Below are 19,518 nucleotides of genomic sequence, written 5' to 3'. Positions count from 1 at the left end.
GGACCAGGTGTCCGGGTCTGTTTTTTTACGATTATAAAAGATGAATTCGAGGGAGAGGAAGCTTTGAAGGTGGAGGGTTGGTTACTATGAATGGAATAAAACAATATTTACGTTCCCATGATGATATTGCTTCAGTTGTCGAGGGGGTCAGTAGCGGTATAAAAGAACAGATGGTAGCCGGGGTTTCGGGGACGTCAAGAAGCATGCTGGTTTCCGTCGTGCAGGAAGCGGTGAAACGGCCGGTCCTTCTCGTCACCCATCAGCTGCATCAGGCTCAGCAGCTGTATGAAGACCTGCAGGAATGGGCAGACGACTGCCCGGTACATCTCTATCCGGTCAACGAACTGATCGCATCGGAAATCGCTATCGCCAGCCCCGAACTGAGAAGTCAGCGGATCGATGCTCTGGACGAATGGCTTCATGAAGACTCCGGTATTTTCATAGCACCTGTGGCGGCTTTAAAAAGAATAATGCCGCCTGTTTCGTATTGGAAAGAAGCTCAGCTTCATTTTGACATGGGAGAAGAAATCGATCTTGACCATACGTTGTCGAAACTTGTGAAAATCGGATATGAACGTACGGGCATGGTCTCTTCTCCGGGTGAGTTTTCGATGCGCGGGGGGATTCTTGACGTTTATCCCCTGACGGAGGAATACCCGGTCCGGATTGAGCTTTTTGATACGGAAGTGGACTCGATCCGTACCTTTGATGTCGAATCCCAACGCTCAAAAGAAAAGCTTGGGAGCACGGTGATCAGACCGGCGACGGAAATGCTTCTGAAACCGGAAGATTACGCCAGGGCTCTGAACAGACTCGAAGACGCCTATCAGGACACGGTCGGCAAGTGGTCGGACCAGGAAGCGAAACAGAGGTTGTTCGAAGAGATCTCGCATGACAAGGAACGGCTGGAACAGCAGGAACGCTTCGAGAATATGTACAAGTACATGGAATTTTTCTATGAAGAGACTTACAGCCTGCTCGATTACCTGTCGCAGGACGGGATCGTCGTGTTTGATGAAATGAGCAGAATTCAGGAAACAGCACAGCGACTGGATGAGGAGGAAGGAGAATGGCACCGGAACCTGCTTGAAAACGGGCGTACCGTGAGAGACTTGCAGGTGTCCCATGACTGGCATGATATATGGGCGAAAACGACTCATCAGCGCATTTACCTGTCCGTATTCATGAGACATATCCCCTCCACTCAGCCCGGGAATGTCGTCAACATAACAGGGCGGCAGATGCAGGAATTCCACGGCCAGATGAACTTACTGAAAAATGAGATGGATCGCTGGAAGAAGCAGGACTTCTCGGTCGTTATCGCGGCTTCGGGAGAGCAGCGGAAAGAGAAGGTCCAGGCGGTTCTCGATGATTATGAAATGGAGGCGGTAGTAGGGGAAGAGGATGTAACCCTGCCGGTGAGCACTCCGGTGATCATCGACAGCGCACTCCGGGCCGGTTTCGAATGGCCGCTCCACAAAATAGCTGTATTGACCGAAAGGGAACTGTTTAAAAAACGGGCACCTAAACGGAAAAAGAAAGAAAAGATTTCAAACGCCGAACGGATTAAGAGCTATCAGGAACTGAACGTCGGCGATTACGTCGTCCACTCCCACCACGGTATCGGTAAGTACCTCGGCATCGAAACGCTGGAGTCGAGCGGGACGCACAATGATTTCCTGATGGTGCAATACTCCGGGAATGATAAGCTGTTCGTGCCGGTGGATCAGATCGACCTGATCCAGAAATATGTCGGTTCTGAAGGAAAAGAGCCTAAAATTTATAAACTCGGCGGCTCCGAGTGGGCGAAAGTTAAGCGGCGCGTCCAGTCTTCGGTTGAAGATATAGCGGATGACCTTATTGAAATTTACGCCGAGCGTGAAGCGTCCAGGGGTCACTCCTTTGAGCAGGACGGGGAAATGCAGAAAGAGTTCGAGGAAGCTTTTCCTTACGAAGAGACTCCCGATCAGGTTCGTTGTATCGAAGAAATCAAACACGACATGGAACGGGTGCGCCCGATGGACCGCCTTCTATGCGGGGATGTCGGGTACGGGAAAACGGAAGTGGCTCTCCGTGCCGCTTTCAAAGCGATTGCGGAAGGAAAGCAGGTGGCGATACTTGTGCCGACTACGATCCTTGCCCAGCAGCACTACGAAACGCTGACGGAACGTATGCAGGATTTCGGAGTGAACATCGGTCTGATGAGCCGCTTCCGTACGAGAAAGCAGCAGAAGGATAATACGGACGGACTCCGAAAAGGGCTGGTTGATATTGTAGTGGGAACGCATCGTCTTCTGTCGAAAGATGTCGAGTTCAAAGATCTCGGTCTGCTTATCGTTGATGAAGAGCAGCGTTTTGGTGTGAAGCACAAAGAGAAGATCAAACAGCTGAAAGCGGACGTGGACGTTCTGACTCTCACGGCTACTCCCATACCGCGGACGCTGCACATGTCCATGCTCGGAGTACGGGACCTTTCCGTTATCGAAACCCCTCCGGAAAACAGGTTTCCCATTCAGACGTACGTCATCGAGTACAATCCGGTATTTATACGGGAAGCGGTGGAACGCGAGATGTCGCGGGACGGTCAGGTCTTCTTCCTGTACAACCGGGTGGACAGCATTGACCGGATGGCTTCCCACATATCCGAGCTCGTGCCGGATGCGAGAGTCGCAGTAGCTCACGGTCAGATGAATGAAACAGAGCTTGAGAATATTATGTTCGCCTTTCTGGAAGGGGAATATGACGTTCTCGTAAGTACTACAATCATTGAAACAGGCGTGGACATCCCTAACGTAAATACGCTTATCGTATATGACGCGGACAGAATGGGGCTCAGCCAGCTTTATCAGATACGCGGGCGCGTGGGCCGGTCCAACCGGGTCGCTTACGCTTATTTCACCTATCAGCAGAACAAGGTGCTGACGGAAATCGCGGAAAAACGTCTGGAAGCGATCAAAGAGTTCACGGAGCTCGGATCCGGGTTCAAGATCGCCATGCGTGATTTGTCGATCCGGGGAGCAGGGAACCTGCTCGGTGCCCAGCAGCACGGCTTCATCGATTCTGTCGGGTTCGATATGTATTCACAGATGCTGAAGGATGCGATCGAAGCGAAACGTCAGGGGAAAACGCCCGAGGCCATACAGCCGTTCCAGCCTGAACTCCAGCTGGATATCGACGCTTACCTTCCGGGTGATTACATCTCGGATGAGAAACAGAAGATCGACATGTATAAACGTTTTCAGACGATTGAATCGGAAGAGGATATCCAGGATCTTCGTGATGAGCTTATCGACCGCTTCGGAGACTATCCGGAACAGGTGGAGAAATTGTTCACAGTTTCCGTGCTGAAGCAGCAGGCGAAACAAAACCGTATTGAAGAAATCACGGAACAGAAGCACATGATCAAACTGGTGATGGAAAAAGAACAGAGCCAGGGCATCGACGGTTCCCGGCTGTTCGAAATGGCCAACCAGTACGGACGGATGGTGCAGCTTGGTACGGACGAGAACCAGCTGACGATCCGCTTCCGTCTGGACAGAAATACAAAACCGAGACGCTACGAGCTTATCGAGGAATTTCTGAGACGCCTTCCTTCTATGATGAGGGAAGATGTCGTGTAATTGCTGGAGACCCCCTGACTGCCGTTGCCTGCGCAAAAGAGGAACAGGCGGCAGGGGGATTTTGGTTTTTGCGGTGAAGAACCAGAGCGGCACTGTGATATAATGGGAGTATTATTTTATAGTTGAAAGGTTTCCATATGAAAAATAGTTGGTTGCAAGGGACGGCCTGGCTGATGCTGGCCGGTCTTACAGGAAAAATATTGAGTGCCGGTTATCGCATTCCTCTGCAGAACCTGGGGGGCGATATCGGTTTTTATGTATATCAGCAAATATATCCAATTGTCGGAATAGGAATAATTTTTGCGCTCCAGGGGGTGCCGGCGGCGGTCTCCCGTGTGGTGGCCGAGAACAGGAAGCTTACGGCAGCTTCGTTCTATTTACCGGTCTTCCTCTGCCTCTCGGTGTTTTTCTGGCTGCTTGCGGGTGCAGGCTTTGTAAGTGCCGCATCCCTCGCCGGGCTGATGGATGACCGGAATCTAATAAGTTCTCTTAAGGCATCGTTCCTCGTCTTTCTTTTCGTCCCGTTTCTCGCACTGTTGCGGGGCGCGTTTCAGGGAGAAGAGGATATGAAGACCCCTGCTGTATCCCAGATCCTGGAACAATTTTTACGGGTGGCGGGCATTCTGATTGTAAGCACCATCGTCTACGTGACCGGAAGCGTTTATTTTATCGGAACCGGGACCGCTGCGGCGGTTATAACGGGCATGGTCGCGGCGACAGGTTATCTTTTTGTGAAATGGAAGAAGAGAGAGTTACAGGAGCAGTTACCTGCTGCCGTTTCTTCTTTTCCTTACGTAAAACAGGTGCTGTTCTACAGCGTGCTGATCAGCGTGAATTACATGATGCTTCTGCTTTTGCAGCTGACCGATGCCTTTACGTTCGTCCCTCTCCTCCTCGAGGACCACGGTATTTCTGTAACGGAAGCGAGGGAATGGAAGGGGATCTACGACAGGGCTCAGCCGCTTATCCAGCTCGTTACTGTTCTTGCCTCCTCGCTCGCATTATCCATATTGCCGGCCATCGTGCGCTCGGAACAATCCGTGGAACCGGTCCGTCAGGCAATGGCGCTCACTCTGGTTATCAGCACCGCCGCGAGTGTCGGACTGCTGCTTCTGTTTCCGGAAATAAACAGGTTGTTTTTTCAGGACGAGTCCGGCACCGGGGTGCTCCGGGTACAGATGGTGATGGTGATTCTGGTGTCGCTTGCCCTGACCGCCGCTTCCGCTCTGCAGGGACTTGGCTACGCTGCATGGACGGCAGCTTTAATCGGTGGCGGCTTAATAGTGAAAGCGGGCTTGAACGTAGTATTAATTCCGGAGTTCGGAACTTATGGGTCGGCGGTCGCTTCTGTCGCAGCCGTGAGCGTTGCCGCTTCTGGTAATCTTTTTTTACTGAAAAAGAAGTTGAACAGCAGGCTGTTTACGTGGAAGTGGGGTCGTATGTTACCTGCTCTTGCCGGTATGAGCCTTTTCGTACTCGCGTTAAAGTGGCTCTACATCCCGGAGGGCAGGCTTCTGCTTCTTCCCTGGGTACTTGCAGCTTCAGGCGGCGGGGCTATCGTGTATGCTCTGCTTCTTCGGCAGTTCAGGGTCCTGCCTGCGGAGGCCCTGCCGGCACAGTTTAGAAAATGGTTCATAAAGGAGAACGGATAGTATGGGGAAAATACGGATTATCGGACTCGGAGCTGGGGATCTCTCTCAGCTCTCGGTCGGCACGTACCGGAAACTGGTATCGGAAGAGAATAGTGTGTTCACCCGAACGCTGGACCATCCGGCTGTACGTGATTTGCAGGTGGAAGGCGTCCGGTTCATAAGTTTTGATGACGTTTATGAACGTTTCGATTCCTTTGCAAACGTTTATGGAACAATTACGGAGGAGCTGATCGAAAAAGCCCGGGACCGGGACATCTACTACACGGTCCCTGGTCATCCGATGGTCGCAGAGAAGACGGTTCAACTTCTTCTGGAGAACGGGGAGCTCGAGGTGGAAGTCGAAGGAGGACAGAGTTTCCTCGATGATACCTTCCGCACTCTGAAAATAGACCCGGTGGAAGGATTCCAGTTCATAGATGCCACCGGCTTTGAAAGGGAAGGGCTGACGTACCGGCAGCATACTCTGTTCTGTCAGGTGTACGATGCAATGATTGCTTCCGAAGTGAAACTTGTTTTACTTGAAGATCTTCCGGCAGACTATCCGGTGACGATCGTAACGGCAGCCGGAAGCGACAGGGAACGTGTGGAAACTGTGGAGCTCGCCGATCTTGACCGTACCGTGGAGGTGGACAACCTCACAAGTGTCTACGTCCCGCCGGCTTCAGGGGAAATACTGAGTCATCAGTTCCAGGAGCTGCGCGCCGTTATCCGTCGCCTCCGGGGCCCCGGCGGATGCCCGTGGGACCGGAAACAGACGCACACCTCCCTGAAAAAATATCTTATTGAAGAAGCTTACGAGGTTATTGAAGCCATCGACGAAGAGGATGACGAACACCTGGCAGACGAGCTGGGGGATGTGCTGCTGCAGGTGATGCTTCACAGTCAGATCGGCGAGGATGAAGGGTACTTCACAGTTGACGACGTCATCCGGGCAGTGACGGATAAAATGATCAGACGCCATCCGCACGTATTCGGTGAAGCAGACATGAATGAAGAGGAAATCAGCCGTAACTGGGAAGCCATCAAGCAGAAGGAGTCGCAAAACGCTCGCCGTGATTCGCTTCTCGACGGGGTGATGACCCACGCTCCGGCTCTTCTTCAGGCGATCGATCTCCAGAAGAAAGCGTCCAGAGTCGGTTTCGACTGGGATGACAAATCTATGGTTCTTGATAAAATGAAAGAAGAGTGGGAGGAGTATACGTCGGCTGATTCGCAGCGTGAACGGGAGAAGGAACTGGGCGACTTCCTTTTCACCATTGCAAACCTCGCAAGACACGACCGGATTGATGCAGAACTTGCGCTCCAGGAGACGAACAGAAAATTCCGCAGACGCTTCGCTTTTCTTGAAAAAGAAGCGGAACTTAGGAATGAAAAGCTGGAAGAAATGTCTCTTGAACAGTTGGAAGATTGGTGGCAGAAAGCTAAAGAGAAGGAGAGGACTACGGAATGAGACTTGATAAATTTTTGAAAAACGCCCGTCTGATTAAACGGAGAACCCTGGCTAAAGAAGTAGCCGATCAGGGCAGAATTAAAATCAACGGTCAGCCCGGAAAGGCTGCGAGCAAACTGAAAGTCGGGGACGAACTGTATATCCAGTTCGGGCAGAAACTTTTGACTATCGAAGTGAAAGAACTGAAAGAGACTGTACGTAAAGACGAAGCTGCCGACCTTTATGAAATCAAAAATGAAGAAGCGATCAATAAGGATTGATCCCGTCCGCTGCGCTTAGATGTCGGAGGAGCTGAAGAATATCAGCTTTTTAGTGAAAACGTGAAAAGATAGTAGGAAATTCACGGGATTTATAGGTTACATTTCAATAAAAACATGTATAATGAGTGTAAGGAGGCTTGTAAAACAATGAGTGAAAAGAAATCGGTTACACGGTTGGACTCTACATACATGGATCAGTATGAAGCACATGTAGAGCGGCAAAGAAGAAAAAAGAAGCGTTTGTTCCGCCGTCTGGCTTTATTTGGTTTGCTCATGCTGATTATAACGAGCTCACTCGCTGTTTATCATGTCCAACAACGTATGGTATACGCTGAAAAAGAAGCGGAGTATGAACAATTGCAGGAAGAGATGGCCAGTCTGGAAGAGAAAGAAGCGGACCTTAAGGAAGAGAAAGAACTCCTCCAGCAGGAAGAATACGTTCTTGAGATTGCCAGAAGTAATTACTTCTTCTCTAAAGAAGGAGAAATTATCTTTAAAATTCCCAATGAAGAACCTTCATATTGACACTTTTTTAAAAGCATATATATAATAAGGTAGGAAATTCTTTTATCGAAATTTTAAGGAGGAGCATTTTTTTTATGGCCATTGAAGTAGGCAGCAAGTTACAGGGTAAGGTTACTGGTATCACTAATTTTGGAGCGTTTGTGGAGCTTCCGGAGGGTCAGACCGGTCTTGTTCACATCAGTGAAGTCGCCGACAACTATGTGAAGGATATCAACGAACATCTAAGTCGCGGGGATGAAGTGCAGGTGAAAGTCATCAACGTAGGAGACGATGGGAAAATCGGCCTCTCCATTAAAAAGGCGAAAGAAACACCGAAGCGTACGCAGCCCCAAAAGCCCCGCAAGCCGGAGGAATCTTTTGAACAAAAGATGAGCCGCTTCATGAAAGATAGTGATGAGCGTTTGACGTCACTGAAAAAGCATACAGAATCGAAACGCGGAGGCCGCGGCTCTAAGAGAGGGTAGCTTGCTGTCTATAACAATCGATGAATGTTGCAGAAAAAGAGGCTCAATCTCAAATTAAATCAAAAAGAGCGGAAGATCAGGGACAGCTCCTGACTCCGCTCTTTTTTTATGCAACAAAAAAACCGCCTTCCGGTATGGAAAACGGTCTGTGGTATGACCCGTACGGGACTCGAACCCGTGTTACCGCCGTGAAAGGGCGGTGTCTTAACCGCTTGACCAACGGGCCGCAAATGGCGGCGGAGGGAATCGAACCCACGACCTCACGGGTATGAACCGTACGCTCTAGCCAGCTGAGCTACGCCGCCGTTGTTTTAAGCACAAAGATTATAATACACAATCCTGAAAAGACTGTCAACGGGTATGGCACATTTTTTCACTGCGGATATCTTCATTTTCCCGGGAAAAGGGAAGTGACCAAATATTGAACTGGAGGAAGGGATTTTTTTATCGGGAACTCCCCGCTTTTCTTGTACGGGATAACGTCCAGTGATAACATAAAAGGGCGACAGATGGGGGATGAAGATATGAAGAAGGTGGATACTTTCGTACAAAGGCACGGACTTATCAGAGAAGGAGATACGATAGTCGCCGCAATCTCCGGAGGTCCGGACTCTCTGGCGCTGCTGCACTACCTTTCCGAGTTGAAACAATCTCTGTCACTGACGGTAATCCCGGCTTCCATCGATCATGGTCTCAGAGGAGAGGAGTCCCGGGAAGACGTGGCTTACGTAGCGGAAATATGCGAACGTCTCCGCCTTCCCGTGGAGAAGATCACCCTGGACGTCGGCAGCTACATGAAAAAGAACAGTATGGGGACCCAGGAAGCGGCCCGCATTCTTCGCTATAAAGCACTTGCGGAAGTGATGTATACATATGAAGCAGACAGTCTGGCCCTCGGCCACCACGGAGACGATCAGGTGGAGACGCTGTTCATGCAGCTGACCCGTGGCGCGAGCCCCTCCGGAGTAACAGGCATGCCGGTTACGAGAAAATTCGCCGGCGGACAGATTATTCGGCCGCTGCTGGAGATGACGAAAGAAGAACTGGAACGCTACTGCAGGGACGCAGGACTAACACCGCGATATGACCCTTCCAACGAGGAAACGGCATATACGAGAAACGCCTTTCGCCATCGGCTTATCCCTTTTTTGAAAGAACAGAACCCGAAACTTCATACCCACATTCAGGCCTACAGTGAAAGAAAGATGGAAGACGAAACGTTTCTTCTGGAAAAAGCTTCTGAAATCATGGAGGAGTTCTCCTTTTCCGAAGGCAGAGCGGAAGCTTCCATAAGTTCTCTGCAACGTTATCCGATTGCTTTACAAAGAAGAGCCTTTCATCTAATATTGAACTATCTGTACAATGGACAGACAGAAAATATCACTTATGTTCATGAAGATTTGTTTTTACGGTTAATGGATGGTGATCGGGCAAACAGTACCCTGAATTTTCCGAAAGACCTTCATATTATCAGAGAATACGACAAGATTCTGTTCACATTTGAAGACCCGGAGCCTGCCTCCTATCGGCTGGAGCTCCAGCCCGGTGAATCCGTTCTTCTTCCCGGAGGAGACGGACTGGCAGCCGACTTCGTAACCGGAGCGGAAGAAGTATCTCCGAACGAATTTATATGTGATGAATCTCACGTGAGTTTCCCTCTGATTGTCAGAACCCGCCGGGACGGAGATCGGATGAAGCCTGCAGGAATGAAGGGGACGAAAAAGATAAAAGACATTTTCATCGATCGCAAAGTTCCCTTGAGAGAAAGGGAAGGCTGGCCGGTCGTTACAGACAGTGATGGTACTGTTCTATGGATTCCCGGAATAAAAAAAGCGGCAGTGGAACAGACTACGGGTTCCCTGATCCGAGTGACTTACAACAGAGCTGGTAGGAGGAACGAGGATGCATAACGAAATAGAACGTATTTTGATTTCCGAAGAGGAAATACAGAACAAATGCAGTGAAATAGGCGGGGAACTTTCCCGTGAATATGAAAATCGCTTCCCATTGGCAATTTGCGTACTGAAAGGAGCTATGCCTTTCATGTCCGACCTTGTGAAGCGCATGGATATCCATCTGGAAATGGACTTTATGGACGTGTCCAGTTACGCAGGTATGCGCTCCACAGGAGAAGTCAAAATCGAGAAAGACCTCGATACGCAGGTGGAAGGCCGGGACCTTCTCATCATAGAAGATATCATTGACAGTGGCCGCACCCTCAATTATCTGGTGGATCTGTTTAAATACAGGAAAGCGAATTCCATAAAAATCGTAACGCTGCTGGACAAGCCTGCAGGACGGTATGCTCAGATCAAGGCGGACACCGTCGGTTTTGAAGTTCCTGACGAGTTTGTGGTAGGGTACGGACTGGATTACAACGAAAAATACAGAAATCTGCCGTACATCGGTGTGTTGAAACCGGAAATATACAGCGGGAAAAACGACTGACTTTCAGTAGTAATTATTTGTAGGGAACGAATTTAATGTGATACTATTTACTATAGTTTTCTCTCACAGGAGGAGGTAGGCAATGAATCGGATATTCAGAAATACAATTTTTTACTTACTTATCTTCCTCGTTGTAATTGGCATATTAAGCCTGTTCCGAGGTCAAGGTGAGCCACAGGAAACACTTTCTGTGAACCAGTTTTTAGATAGACTTGATAATGGTGAAATACAGGAATTAACTTTACAGCCTGTCAACAACGTATATGTTGCTAAAGGTCAGCTGGAAGGGGAAGGGGAAGATAATTCCTTCAGTGTACATCTTCCTGCGAACGAACAGTTCATTTCCCAGGTGACTGAAACAGCGACCGGCCAGAGCATTCTGAACGTAGAAGAAGAAGAAGAGCCTAGTGCATGGGTGACGTTCCTTACAGGAATCATTCCTTTTGTCATTATCTTCATTCTGTTCTTCTTCCTGCTGAATCAGTCTCAGGGCGGTGGCGGCAAGGTCATGAACATGGGTAAAAGTAAAGCGAAAATGTACAGCGATGACAAGCAGAAAGTCCGCTTTAAAGACGTCGCAGGCGCCGATGAAGAGAAACAGGAACTTGTGGAGGTCGTCGATTTCCTTAAAGACCCTCGTAAGTTCGCGCAGGTCGGTGCCCGGATTCCAAAAGGGGTGCTCCTCATGGGGCCTCCTGGTACAGGTAAGACTCTTCTTGCCCGTGCCGTAGCCGGAGAAGCAGGCGTACCTTTCTTCTCCATCAGTGGTTCCGACTTCGTTGAAATGTTTGTCGGTGTCGGTGCATCACGTGTCCGTGATCTCTTCGAAAACGCGAAGAAGAACGCTCCGTGTATCATCTTTATCGACGAGATGGATGCAGTGGGACGTCAGCGTGGCGCCGGTCTTGGCGGTGGTCACGATGAGCGTGAGCAGACGTTGAACCAGCTGCTTGTGGAAATGGACGGGTTCGGAGCCAATGAAGGAATCATCATGATTGCAGCTACCAACCGTCCGGATATCCTTGACCCTGCCCTGCTTCGTCCAGGACGTTTTGACCGTCAGATCACGGTTAACCGTCCGGATGTAAAAGGTCGTGAAGCTGTACTTGCAGTACACGTCCGGGAGAAACCTCTTAGTACGGATGTGGATCTGAAGACGATCGCTCTTCGTACACCAGGGTTCTCCGGTGCCGATCTTGAAAACCTCCTTAACGAGGCGGCTCTTGTAGCGGCACGAACGGATAAAGATAAGATTGAAATGGCGGATATCGATGAAGCGATTGACCGCGTAATCGCAGGTCCTGCCAAGAAGAGCCGGGTCATCTCGAAGAAAGAACGCGATATCGTTGCCCACCACGAAAGTGGTCACACTGTTATCGGTATGGTGCTGGATGATGCGGACATGGTCCACAAAGTTACAATTGTTCCGCGTGGTCAGGCCGGAGGTTATGCTGTAATGCTTCCGAGAGAGGACCGCTACTTCATGACTAAACCGGAACTCTTCGATAAAATTACCGGGCTGCTCGGTGGCCGGGTAGCAGAAGAGATTATGTTCGGTGAAGTCAGTACCGGTGCCCACAACGACTTCCAGCGTGCTACGAACATTGCCCGCAGTATGGTCACGGAGTACGGCATGAGTGAAAAACTCGGACCGCTCCAGTTCGGTTCCAGTCAGGGCGGCCAGGTATTCCTCGGCCGGGACATTCAGAACGAACAGAACTACAGTGATCAAATTGCTTTTGAAATTGATAGAGAAATTCAGAACTTCATCAATTACTGTTATGATCGTGCCAAGCAGATCCTCACAGAGCATAAAGATAAGCTTGAACTGATGGCTCAGACGCTTCTCGAAGTAGAAACGCTCGATGCTACAGAAATCAAGTATCTGTTTGAGGAAGGCCGCATGCCTACGGAAGAAGAACTGGAAGAACTTGCTCAAAAGAACAACTCTACTATTCACGAGTCTTCTTCCCTGGAAGAAAGTGACGAGTTGAAATCCAGTGCACCATCTTCAGATAAGGAAACTGCCTCCTCTGAAGAGACGGAAGAAGGAACGGAAAAAACAGATGATAATGCTGATTGGACTCAGACGGACGACGAAGATAAGCGTTAATAAATGTTGGTAGTTTCGGGGGAGCTGTGCCATTGCGGTACAGCTCCCTTCTTTCGGCAGCGGGTGAGAAATTATGATATTATAAACCCAGATGAAGTACGATACGAAGGTATGGGGGCTGTTTCTATGAATTTTGTACTCGACGTAGGGAACACAAACACGGTGTTAGGTGTTTTTAAAGAAGATGTATTAAAATATCATTGGCGGATTAAGACCGATCGTCACAAAACGGAAGATGAATACGGGATGCTCATCCAGTCGCTGTTCGCTTATGAAGGTCTGTCGTTTTCGGATATCAAGGGTGTCACTATTTCTTCCGTGGTTCCTCCCATTATGTACGCGCTTGAGCGGGTGTCGGAGAAATACTTCCACCGTAAGCCTATCGTTATCGGGAGGGAAGAAGTGGAAGAAGGGCTGGAAATGGCTTACCCGAACCCTGCCGAAATCGGTGCGGACCGTATTGTGAATGCTGTCGGTGCCATCCATGATTATACGACTCCGGCCATCATCATCGATTTTGGTACGGCTACCACGTACTGCTATATCGACGGGGAGAACCGGTATGCCGGAGGAGCGATTGCGCCGGGTATTAATATTTCTATGGAAGCTCTGTACGCCAAGGCGGCGAAGCTTCCTAAAATAGAAATCAAACAGCCGGGGGAAGTCGTAGGTCAGTCAACGGTGGAAGCGATGCAGTCCGGCGTTTTCTACGGGTATGTAGGTCAGGTGGACGAAGTGGTACGCAGAATGAAGGAAGCGAACGGGGAGGAACCTTCCGTTATTGCTACGGGAGGGCTGGCCGATCTGATCGCGAATGAATCACGGACGGTAGAACACGTCGATCCGTTTTTGACTTTAAAAGGATTGAACGTCATTTATCAGAGAAATAAGGATAAGGATATATTTCAAGGAGGTACAACATGAAAGATCATCTAATTCGGGCAACGGCTTTTGAAGGTCAGGTACGTGCGTATGCTATACAGTCTACGGACATGGTGGAAGAGGCGAGACGCCGTCACGATGCGTGGGCTACTACATCGGCAGCGCTCGGCCGTACGCTTACCATCGGTTCCATGATGGGGGCGATGATGAAAGGCGACGACAAAATGACGATTAAGGTCGAAGGCAACGGTCCGGCCGGAGCGATTATTGTGGACGCTGCATCTACAGGGAATGTGCGCGGGTACATCCAAAACCCTCACGTAGACTTCGACTCCAATGAACATGGAAAGCTCGACGTGGCCAGAGCTGTAGGAGACAGCGGTTCGATCAGCGTAGTCAAAGATCTTGGTCTGAAGGATTACTTCACAGGTCAGGTGCCGATTATTTCCGGGGAAATAGCTGAAGACTTTACGTATTACTTCACCAATTCCGAACAGGTTCCTTCGGCTGTAGGAGCCGGTGTACTGGTGGATACCGATTATACGATCAGTGCTTCAGGAGGTTTTATCATTCAGATGATGCCCGGAGCTTCGGAAGAGACGATCAGTGAGATCGAACGGAGACTTACTGAAATGAAGTCGGTGTCCACACTGGTTAACGAAGGTAAAACTCCGGAAGAAGTTCTGAACACGATTCTCGGTGCGGAAAATGTGAAGGTTCTTGATTCCCTGCCTGTGGCTTTCGAATGCCATTGTTCCAGAGAAAGAATCGAGACAGCCATCGCCAGTCTCGGAGACGAAGAAATCGACCGTATGATAGAAGAAGATGGAGGCGCAGAAGCTACCTGCCATTTCTGTAACGAAGTGTACCAGCTTGATGAGCAGGATCTGAAAAGTCTTCAGTCCACTTCTTAAGAAGAAATAAGTATGACTACGGACCGGCAGAAGCCGGTCCGTTTTTTATTTCGGGTGCTTCTGCTCGAAACTTCTAACCGGAAGTTTCCGCTTTTCGTTTGTCCAGCTGCAGCGCCCAGAAATTCATGTCATAAGCAGCTCGGATCAGTGAAAGGAAAGTCACCTTTCACGTGACCGGTCTGCTTATGCCCTCATTTCTGAACGGGCGCTTACGCTTTTCGTTTGTCCAGCTGCAACTTCCAGAAGCTCATGTCCTAAGCAGTACACTTATTTTCGGGATAAGGCACCCGAAAAGTAAGCCTCCTGCTTAGGCCAGCGCTTCTAACCGGAAGTTTCCGCTTTTCGTTGTAATTGACATTTTCTTTGCTTTGCTTTACATTAGTATCAAACCCTATTAAAATACTAGGAATTAGGAGTGGTCGAATGAGGATAGCTAATGACATTACGGAGCTCGTTGGAAAAACCCCTGTAGTTAAGCTGAACGGCAGTGCTGAAGAAGGTCATGCCGATATTTATCTTAAACTTGAATACATGAACCCCGGAAGTTCGGTCAAAGACAGAATAGCGCTCGCCATGATCGAGGCGGCCGAGAAGGAAGGGAACCTGAAAGAGGGGGACGTGATTGTCGAACCTACGAGTGGAAACACAGGGATCGGTATTGCGATGATCGCGGCTGCGAAAGGGTACAAAACGAAACTTGTCATGCCTGATACGATGAGCCAGGAACGGCGGAACCTCCTGAGAGCCTATGGGGCGGAACTTATACTTACCCCCGGCGCAGAAGGAATGAAGGGCGCTATAAGAAAAGCTTCTGAACTTAGTGAAAGCCACGGGTATTTTATGCCTCAGCAATTTGATAACCAGGCGAACGTGGAAGTGCACGCAAACACGACAGGACCTGAAATAGTGGAACAGATGGGTGAAGAACTGGACGCGTTCGTTGCAGGGATCGGTACAGGAGGCACCATTTCAGGTGCGGGACGGGTGTTGAAAGAGAAATACAAAGATATCGAAATAGTAGCTGTCGAACCGGAAGACAGCCCTATCCTCTCCGGGGGAGAACCGGGTCCGCACAAAATCCAGGGACTCGGGGCCGGTTTTATCCCGTCCATTCTCGATACGGATATATATTCTGAAGTGATCCAGGTGACGACAGATCAGTCATTTGAAGAAGCGCGAGCGGCAGCCCGTAAAGATGGTGTACTGGGAGGAATCTCCTCCGGTGCCGCTATTTATGCAGCTAAACAAGTGGCGAAACGGCTGGGAAAAGGGAAGAAAGTACTTGCGATTATTCCAAGTAACGGAGAACGTTACCTTTCGACACCGCTGTATCAGTTCGATGACGAATAATGTAACTGCATCCTTAAAAGGGTGCAGTTTTATTTTTGAAAAGAATCGGTTATTATCGGTATAGAAAATGACAAAAGTCAGGTGGGTAAAAATGAATAACATACGAATTGGACGACGAACGTATGACTTGGATGAAGAGACCCTGGTGATGGGTATTCTGAATGTCACTCCCGATTCCTTTTCGGACGGGGGCCGTTTCAATGACGTTTCCCGCGCCGTAGAACATGCGGGACAAATGGTGGCGGATGGTGCTTCCATTATAGATATCGGCGGAGAGTCGACAAGGCCGGGGCACGAGCCTGTTTCGGAACAGGAAGAGATTGAAAGGATCGTTCCGATAATACGGGAAGTACGAAAAGAGGTCTCCGTCCCTATTTCTATCGATACGTACAAAGCGGAAGTGGCCAGACAGGCGATCGAAGCAGGTGCCGATATTATCAACGATGTCTGGGGAGCGAAGCGTGATCCTCGTATTGCCGAAGTTGCTGCCACCTGCGGGGTACCGATTATCCTTATGCACAACCGGGAGGAGCGTAACTACTCGTCTCTCATTGAAGATATGAAAGCGGATCTTCTGGAGAGTGTGGAAATCGCACGGGGCAAAGGGGTACCGGAGTCGGACATTATTCTGGACCCGGGCATCGGTTTTGCGAAGACGATGCAGGATAACATGGTGGCGATGCGTCACTTAAAAGAATTCAAAGAGCTGGGTTACCCGCTCCTGCTCGGAAGTTCCAGGAAACGTTTCATCGGCACCGTGCTGAATACGGAGACCGAAGACCGCATGGAAGGTACCGGAGCGACCGTTTGTTTCGGCATTACCCAGGGTGTGGGTATCGTAAGAGTGCACGACGTGAAAGAAATCGTACGAATGACGAAAATGATGGATGCAATGATGGGGAGAGGTGAGTGGAATGGATAAAATATATTTGAACAGCATGAAGTTTTACGGATACCATGGGGTTTTTCCGGAGGAGAATAAACTGGGACAGCATTTCACGGTAGATCTGCAGCTGGAAGCAGAATTGAAAGAAGCGGCATCGACGGACGACGTTTCGAAGTCGATCGATTACGGAGCAGTACATGAAGTTACGAAAGAAATCGTGGAAGGCCCTGCGAGAAACCTTGTGGAAACCGTAGCCGAGGAAATAGCCGGGAAGCTGTTTGCAGAGTTCGCGATGCTTGAAGCCTGCCAGGTGAGAGTGAATAAACTGCACCCTCCGATCCCGGGACACTATGATTCGGTGTCCATTGAGATTTACCGGAGTCGTGACTGATGAATACAGCTTACGTTGCCCTGGGATCAAATATCGATCCGCGGAAAACATATTTTCAGGAAGCTATCCGCCTTCTCGGGGAACATCCTTCTGTAAAGGTGGAGCGGTTTTCTGCACTTTACGAGACGGATCCGGTCGGGTATGTGGAACAGGAAGATTTTCTTAACATGGTAATTATGCTAAGCACTTCCCTTGAACCGCTGGAGCTTCTCGATGTGTGCCAGAATATTGAGCTGGAACTTGGAAGAGAACGTCTCGTGAAGTGGGGACCAAGAACGATAGACCTTGATATACTGGCTTTCAACCGGAAAGAAATCAACACCGAACGTCTCGTTTTGCCGCACCCTCATTTACATGAGCGGGCTTTTGCCCTCATCCCTCTGGCGGATGTCGAAAAAAAACTCATCATCCGCAATGACGGGAAGAGCGTAGAGGAGCTGGTGGAAGGATTGTCGGAAAAAGAGTGGAAGGCAGTGAGAAAGGTAGACTGCAGGCTTTAGTACAGCCCGGTGAAAAGCGCTCAAACCGTTGACACCCGGGATGGTCTTTTCTATACTATTCAATAGTATGATACTGCCAGTGTGTGATTTGCTGGCAGTATTCTATTTTGAAGCGGTGAAATTAAACATAGAACGGAGTGAGAAGCATGGCTGATGAGATGAATGAATATATGCAGGTACGTCTCGACAAAATGAACAGCTATAGAGAACAGGGGATCGACCCTTTTGGAGACAAGTTCGAGCGTACGCATTTAGCTCAGGATCTGCACGAGTCATATGAAGAAGTTACGAAAGAGGAACTTGAAGAGAAACAGGTGCCGGCTGTCGTGGCGGGGAGAATTATGACAAAACGCGGCAAGGGGAAAACAGGTTTCGCTCACATACAGGACCTCAGTGGTCAGATTCAGCTTTACGTCCGCAAAGATGAAATCGGAGAAGAGAACTATGAGCTTTTCAAATCAGCGGACATGGGAGATATCGTCGGGGTAGAAGGCGTTATGTTCAAAACGAACGTCGGCGAACTCTCGGTCAAAGCACAGAAGTTCCATATGCTGACGAAATCCCTGCGTCCCCTTCCGGAAAAGTTCCATGGACTGAAAGACGTGGAACAGCGTTATCGTCAGCGCTACCTGGATCTTATTACGAACCCTTCGAGTAAAGAAACGTTTATTACCCGGAGTAAAATCATCCAGTCGATGCGCCGTTATCTCGATGGTCTCGGTTTCCTCGAAGTAGAGACACCTATGATGCACGGTATTCCTGGCGGAGCGGCAGCACGTCCGTTCGTAACTCACCACAATGCTCTTGATACGGAGCTGTATATGAGGATCGCCATTGAACTTCACTTGAAGCGCCTTATCGTGGGCGGCCTTGAAAAAGTTTACGAAATCGGGCGCGTCTTCCGTAATGAGGGAGTATCCACACGCCATAACCCCGAGTTCACAATGCTTGAGCTATATGAAGCTTTCGGAGATTACCACGATATCATGGATCTTACGGAAGAACTGATAGCTCACATTGCAAAAGACGTTCTCAATACAAGTAAAATAGCTTACGGGGAACAGGAAATCGACCTCGAACCGAAATGGACACGACTGCATATGGCGGATGCCATCAAAGAAGAGACAGGTGTAGATTTCCGGAAAGAGATGTCGGATGATGAAGCCCGTCAATTAGCTGCAGACCACGGGGTGGAAATCGATAAAAATATGGCATTCGGACATATCATGAACGAATTCTTCGAACAGAAAGTCGAAGAGAAGCTTATTCAGCCTACTTTCATATATGGTCATCCTGTAGAAATTTCTCCACTCGCCAAACAGAACCCGGACGATAAACGCTTTACGGATCGTTTCGAACTGTTCATCGTCGGCAGGGAACATGCCAACGCATTTTCCGAACTGAATGACCCGATAGATCAGCGGAAGAGATTTGAAGCTCAGGTGGAAGAAAGAGAAGCCGGGAACGATGAAGCTCACCTTATGGATGAAGATTTTCTCGAATCTCTGGAATATGGAATGCCGCCGACAGGCGGTCTCGGCATAGGAGTCGATCGTCTCGTAATGCTTTTGACGAATTCTTCTTCCATTCGTGACGTCCTGTTGTTCCCACAAATGAAGCAAAAGTAAAGATTATGAAAAACCGTCCTTCAAAAGGGCGGTTTTTCTATTATTACTTAAAATACCTGCAGATGTTTTTCAGAAAAAACTTTTAATTAAGCAACTATTGCACGTGATTCTGAATCGTGATAAATTATTATTTGTCGCATTAAGAAAGCCGGAAACGGCAAGCAGTGCGAAAATAAAAAATATATAAAGTTGTTGACGGGAAACCCTCAGCATGATATATTAATTAAGTCGCTGTTTTGAGGCGACATTGTAATGGATCTTTGAAAACTGAACAATGTTTTATGCCATGCGTCAATTTTTTGAACGAATTATGATTGAGCTAATCAATCTCTTTTATGGAGAGTTTGATCCTGGCTCAGGACGAACGCTGGCGGCGTGCCTAATACATGCAAGTCGAGCGCGGGAAGCGAGTTGAAGCCCTTCGGGGCGGACGCT

Annotated in this window: 16 protein-coding genes, 2 tRNA genes and 1 rRNA gene; 17 read left to right on the top strand and 2 right to left on the bottom strand. The window is 49.1% G+C overall.

What is annotated here, in order from left to right; all coding sequences use genetic code 11:
• The first annotated feature begins 86 nt into the window (after positions 1-86).
• From mfd to CKW00_RS11590, 6 genes are all read left to right on the top strand, one after another.
• Positions 87-3,620, top strand: a complete 3,534-nt coding sequence (mfd, locus tag CKW00_RS11615; protein ID WP_095822707.1) for a transcription-repair coupling factor — start codon at positions 87-89, stop codon at positions 3,618-3,620.
• Positions 3,621-3,757: 137 nt separating this feature from the next.
• The gene (locus CKW00_RS11610; RefSeq protein WP_143544247.1) at positions 3,758-5,272 is read left to right on the top strand and encodes a putative polysaccharide biosynthesis protein; all 1,515 of its coding nucleotides are present in this window, start codon (positions 3,758-3,760) and stop codon (positions 5,270-5,272) included.
• Position 5,273: 1 nt separating this feature from the next.
• Positions 5,274-6,722: a bifunctional methyltransferase/pyrophosphohydrolase YabN gene (gene yabN / locus CKW00_RS11605; RefSeq protein WP_095822705.1), complete on the top strand. Its 1,449-nt coding sequence runs from the start codon at positions 5,274-5,276 to the stop codon at positions 6,720-6,722.
• Positions 6,719-6,982 carry an RNA-binding S4 domain-containing protein gene (locus CKW00_RS11600; RefSeq protein WP_008591391.1) on the top strand — a complete coding sequence of 88 codons (264 nt, stop codon included), beginning with the start codon at positions 6,719-6,721 and terminating at the stop codon, positions 6,980-6,982. The genes yabN and CKW00_RS11600 overlap by 4 nt, the downstream gene beginning before the upstream one ends.
• A 147-nt stretch (positions 6,983-7,129) precedes the next feature.
• Complete coding sequence (locus CKW00_RS11595; RefSeq protein WP_095822704.1) at positions 7,130-7,507, top strand: FtsB family cell division protein; 378 nt, start codon at positions 7,130-7,132, stop codon at positions 7,505-7,507.
• Between the two features lie 74 nt (positions 7,508-7,581).
• Entirely contained in the window at positions 7,582-7,971 is a 390-nt protein-coding gene (locus CKW00_RS11590; protein ID WP_095822703.1) for a S1 domain-containing RNA-binding protein, read from the top strand.
• Positions 7,972-8,125: 154 nt separating this feature from the next.
• Here CKW00_RS11590 and CKW00_RS11585 read toward each other — a convergent pair.
• Both CKW00_RS11585 and CKW00_RS11580 read right to left on the bottom strand, forming a co-directional pair.
• Positions 8,126-8,197: transfer RNA gene (locus tag CKW00_RS11585), tRNA-Glu, on the bottom strand.
• Between the two features lie 5 nt (positions 8,198-8,202).
• Positions 8,203-8,276: transfer RNA gene (locus CKW00_RS11580), tRNA-Met, on the bottom strand.
• 219 nt (positions 8,277-8,495) lie between these two features.
• On the opposite strand from CKW00_RS11580, the gene tilS reads away from it, so the two are divergent.
• The 11 genes from tilS to CKW00_RS11525 form a co-directional block, all read left to right on the top strand.
• Entirely contained in the window at positions 8,496-9,881 is a 1,386-nt protein-coding gene (gene tilS, locus CKW00_RS11575; RefSeq protein ID WP_158221313.1) for a tRNA lysidine(34) synthetase TilS, read from the top strand.
• Positions 9,874-10,419 (top strand): hypoxanthine phosphoribosyltransferase, encoded by a 546-nt coding sequence (gene hpt, locus CKW00_RS11570; RefSeq protein WP_076572687.1) that lies wholly within the window; start codon positions 9,874-9,876, stop codon positions 10,417-10,419. The genes tilS and hpt overlap by 8 nt, the downstream gene beginning before the upstream one ends.
• Positions 10,420-10,501: 82 nt before the next feature.
• A complete protein-coding gene (ftsH, locus tag CKW00_RS11565) occupies positions 10,502-12,532 on the top strand; it encodes an ATP-dependent zinc metalloprotease FtsH (RefSeq protein WP_095822701.1) in 2,031 nt (676 codons plus the stop codon).
• A 126-nt stretch (positions 12,533-12,658) separates the two neighbouring features.
• Positions 12,659-13,456, top strand: a complete 798-nt coding sequence (locus CKW00_RS11560; RefSeq protein ID WP_095822700.1) for a type III pantothenate kinase — start codon at positions 12,659-12,661, stop codon at positions 13,454-13,456.
• The gene (hslO, locus tag CKW00_RS11555; RefSeq protein ID WP_095822699.1) at positions 13,453-14,328 is read left to right on the top strand and encodes an Hsp33 family molecular chaperone HslO; all 876 of its coding nucleotides are present in this window, start codon (positions 13,453-13,455) and stop codon (positions 14,326-14,328) included. The genes CKW00_RS11560 and hslO overlap by 4 nt, the downstream gene beginning before the upstream one ends.
• A 423-nt stretch (positions 14,329-14,751) precedes the next feature.
• Positions 14,752-15,678: a cysteine synthase A gene (cysK, locus tag CKW00_RS11550; protein ID WP_095822698.1), complete on the top strand. Its 927-nt coding sequence runs from the start codon at positions 14,752-14,754 to the stop codon at positions 15,676-15,678.
• A 91-nt stretch (positions 15,679-15,769) separates the two neighbouring features.
• Positions 15,770-16,600 (top strand): dihydropteroate synthase, encoded by an 831-nt coding sequence (folP, locus tag CKW00_RS11545; RefSeq protein ID WP_095822697.1) that lies wholly within the window; start codon positions 15,770-15,772, stop codon positions 16,598-16,600.
• Positions 16,593-16,955: a dihydroneopterin aldolase gene (gene folB, locus CKW00_RS11540; RefSeq protein WP_095822696.1), complete on the top strand. Its 363-nt coding sequence runs from the start codon at positions 16,593-16,595 to the stop codon at positions 16,953-16,955. The genes folP and folB overlap by 8 nt, the downstream gene beginning before the upstream one ends.
• A complete protein-coding gene (gene folK / locus CKW00_RS11535) occupies positions 16,955-17,455 on the top strand; it encodes a 2-amino-4-hydroxy-6-hydroxymethyldihydropteridine diphosphokinase (RefSeq protein WP_095822695.1) in 501 nt (166 codons plus the stop codon). The genes folB and folK overlap by 1 nt, the downstream gene beginning before the upstream one ends.
• A gap of 146 nt (positions 17,456-17,601) precedes the next feature.
• A complete protein-coding gene (gene lysS / locus CKW00_RS11530) occupies positions 17,602-19,083 on the top strand; it encodes a lysine--tRNA ligase (RefSeq protein ID WP_095822694.1) in 1,482 nt (493 codons plus the stop codon).
• 332 nt (positions 19,084-19,415) lie between these two features.
• Positions 19,416-19,518 (top strand): 16S ribosomal RNA (locus tag CKW00_RS11525); the annotation flags it as partial.

Source organism: Salimicrobium humidisoli (assembly GCF_002295105.1).
Classification (GTDB): domain Bacteria; phylum Bacillota; class Bacilli; order Bacillales; family Halobacillaceae; genus Salimicrobium; species Salimicrobium humidisoli.
This window is presented reverse-complemented; position numbering and strand designations above follow the sequence as displayed.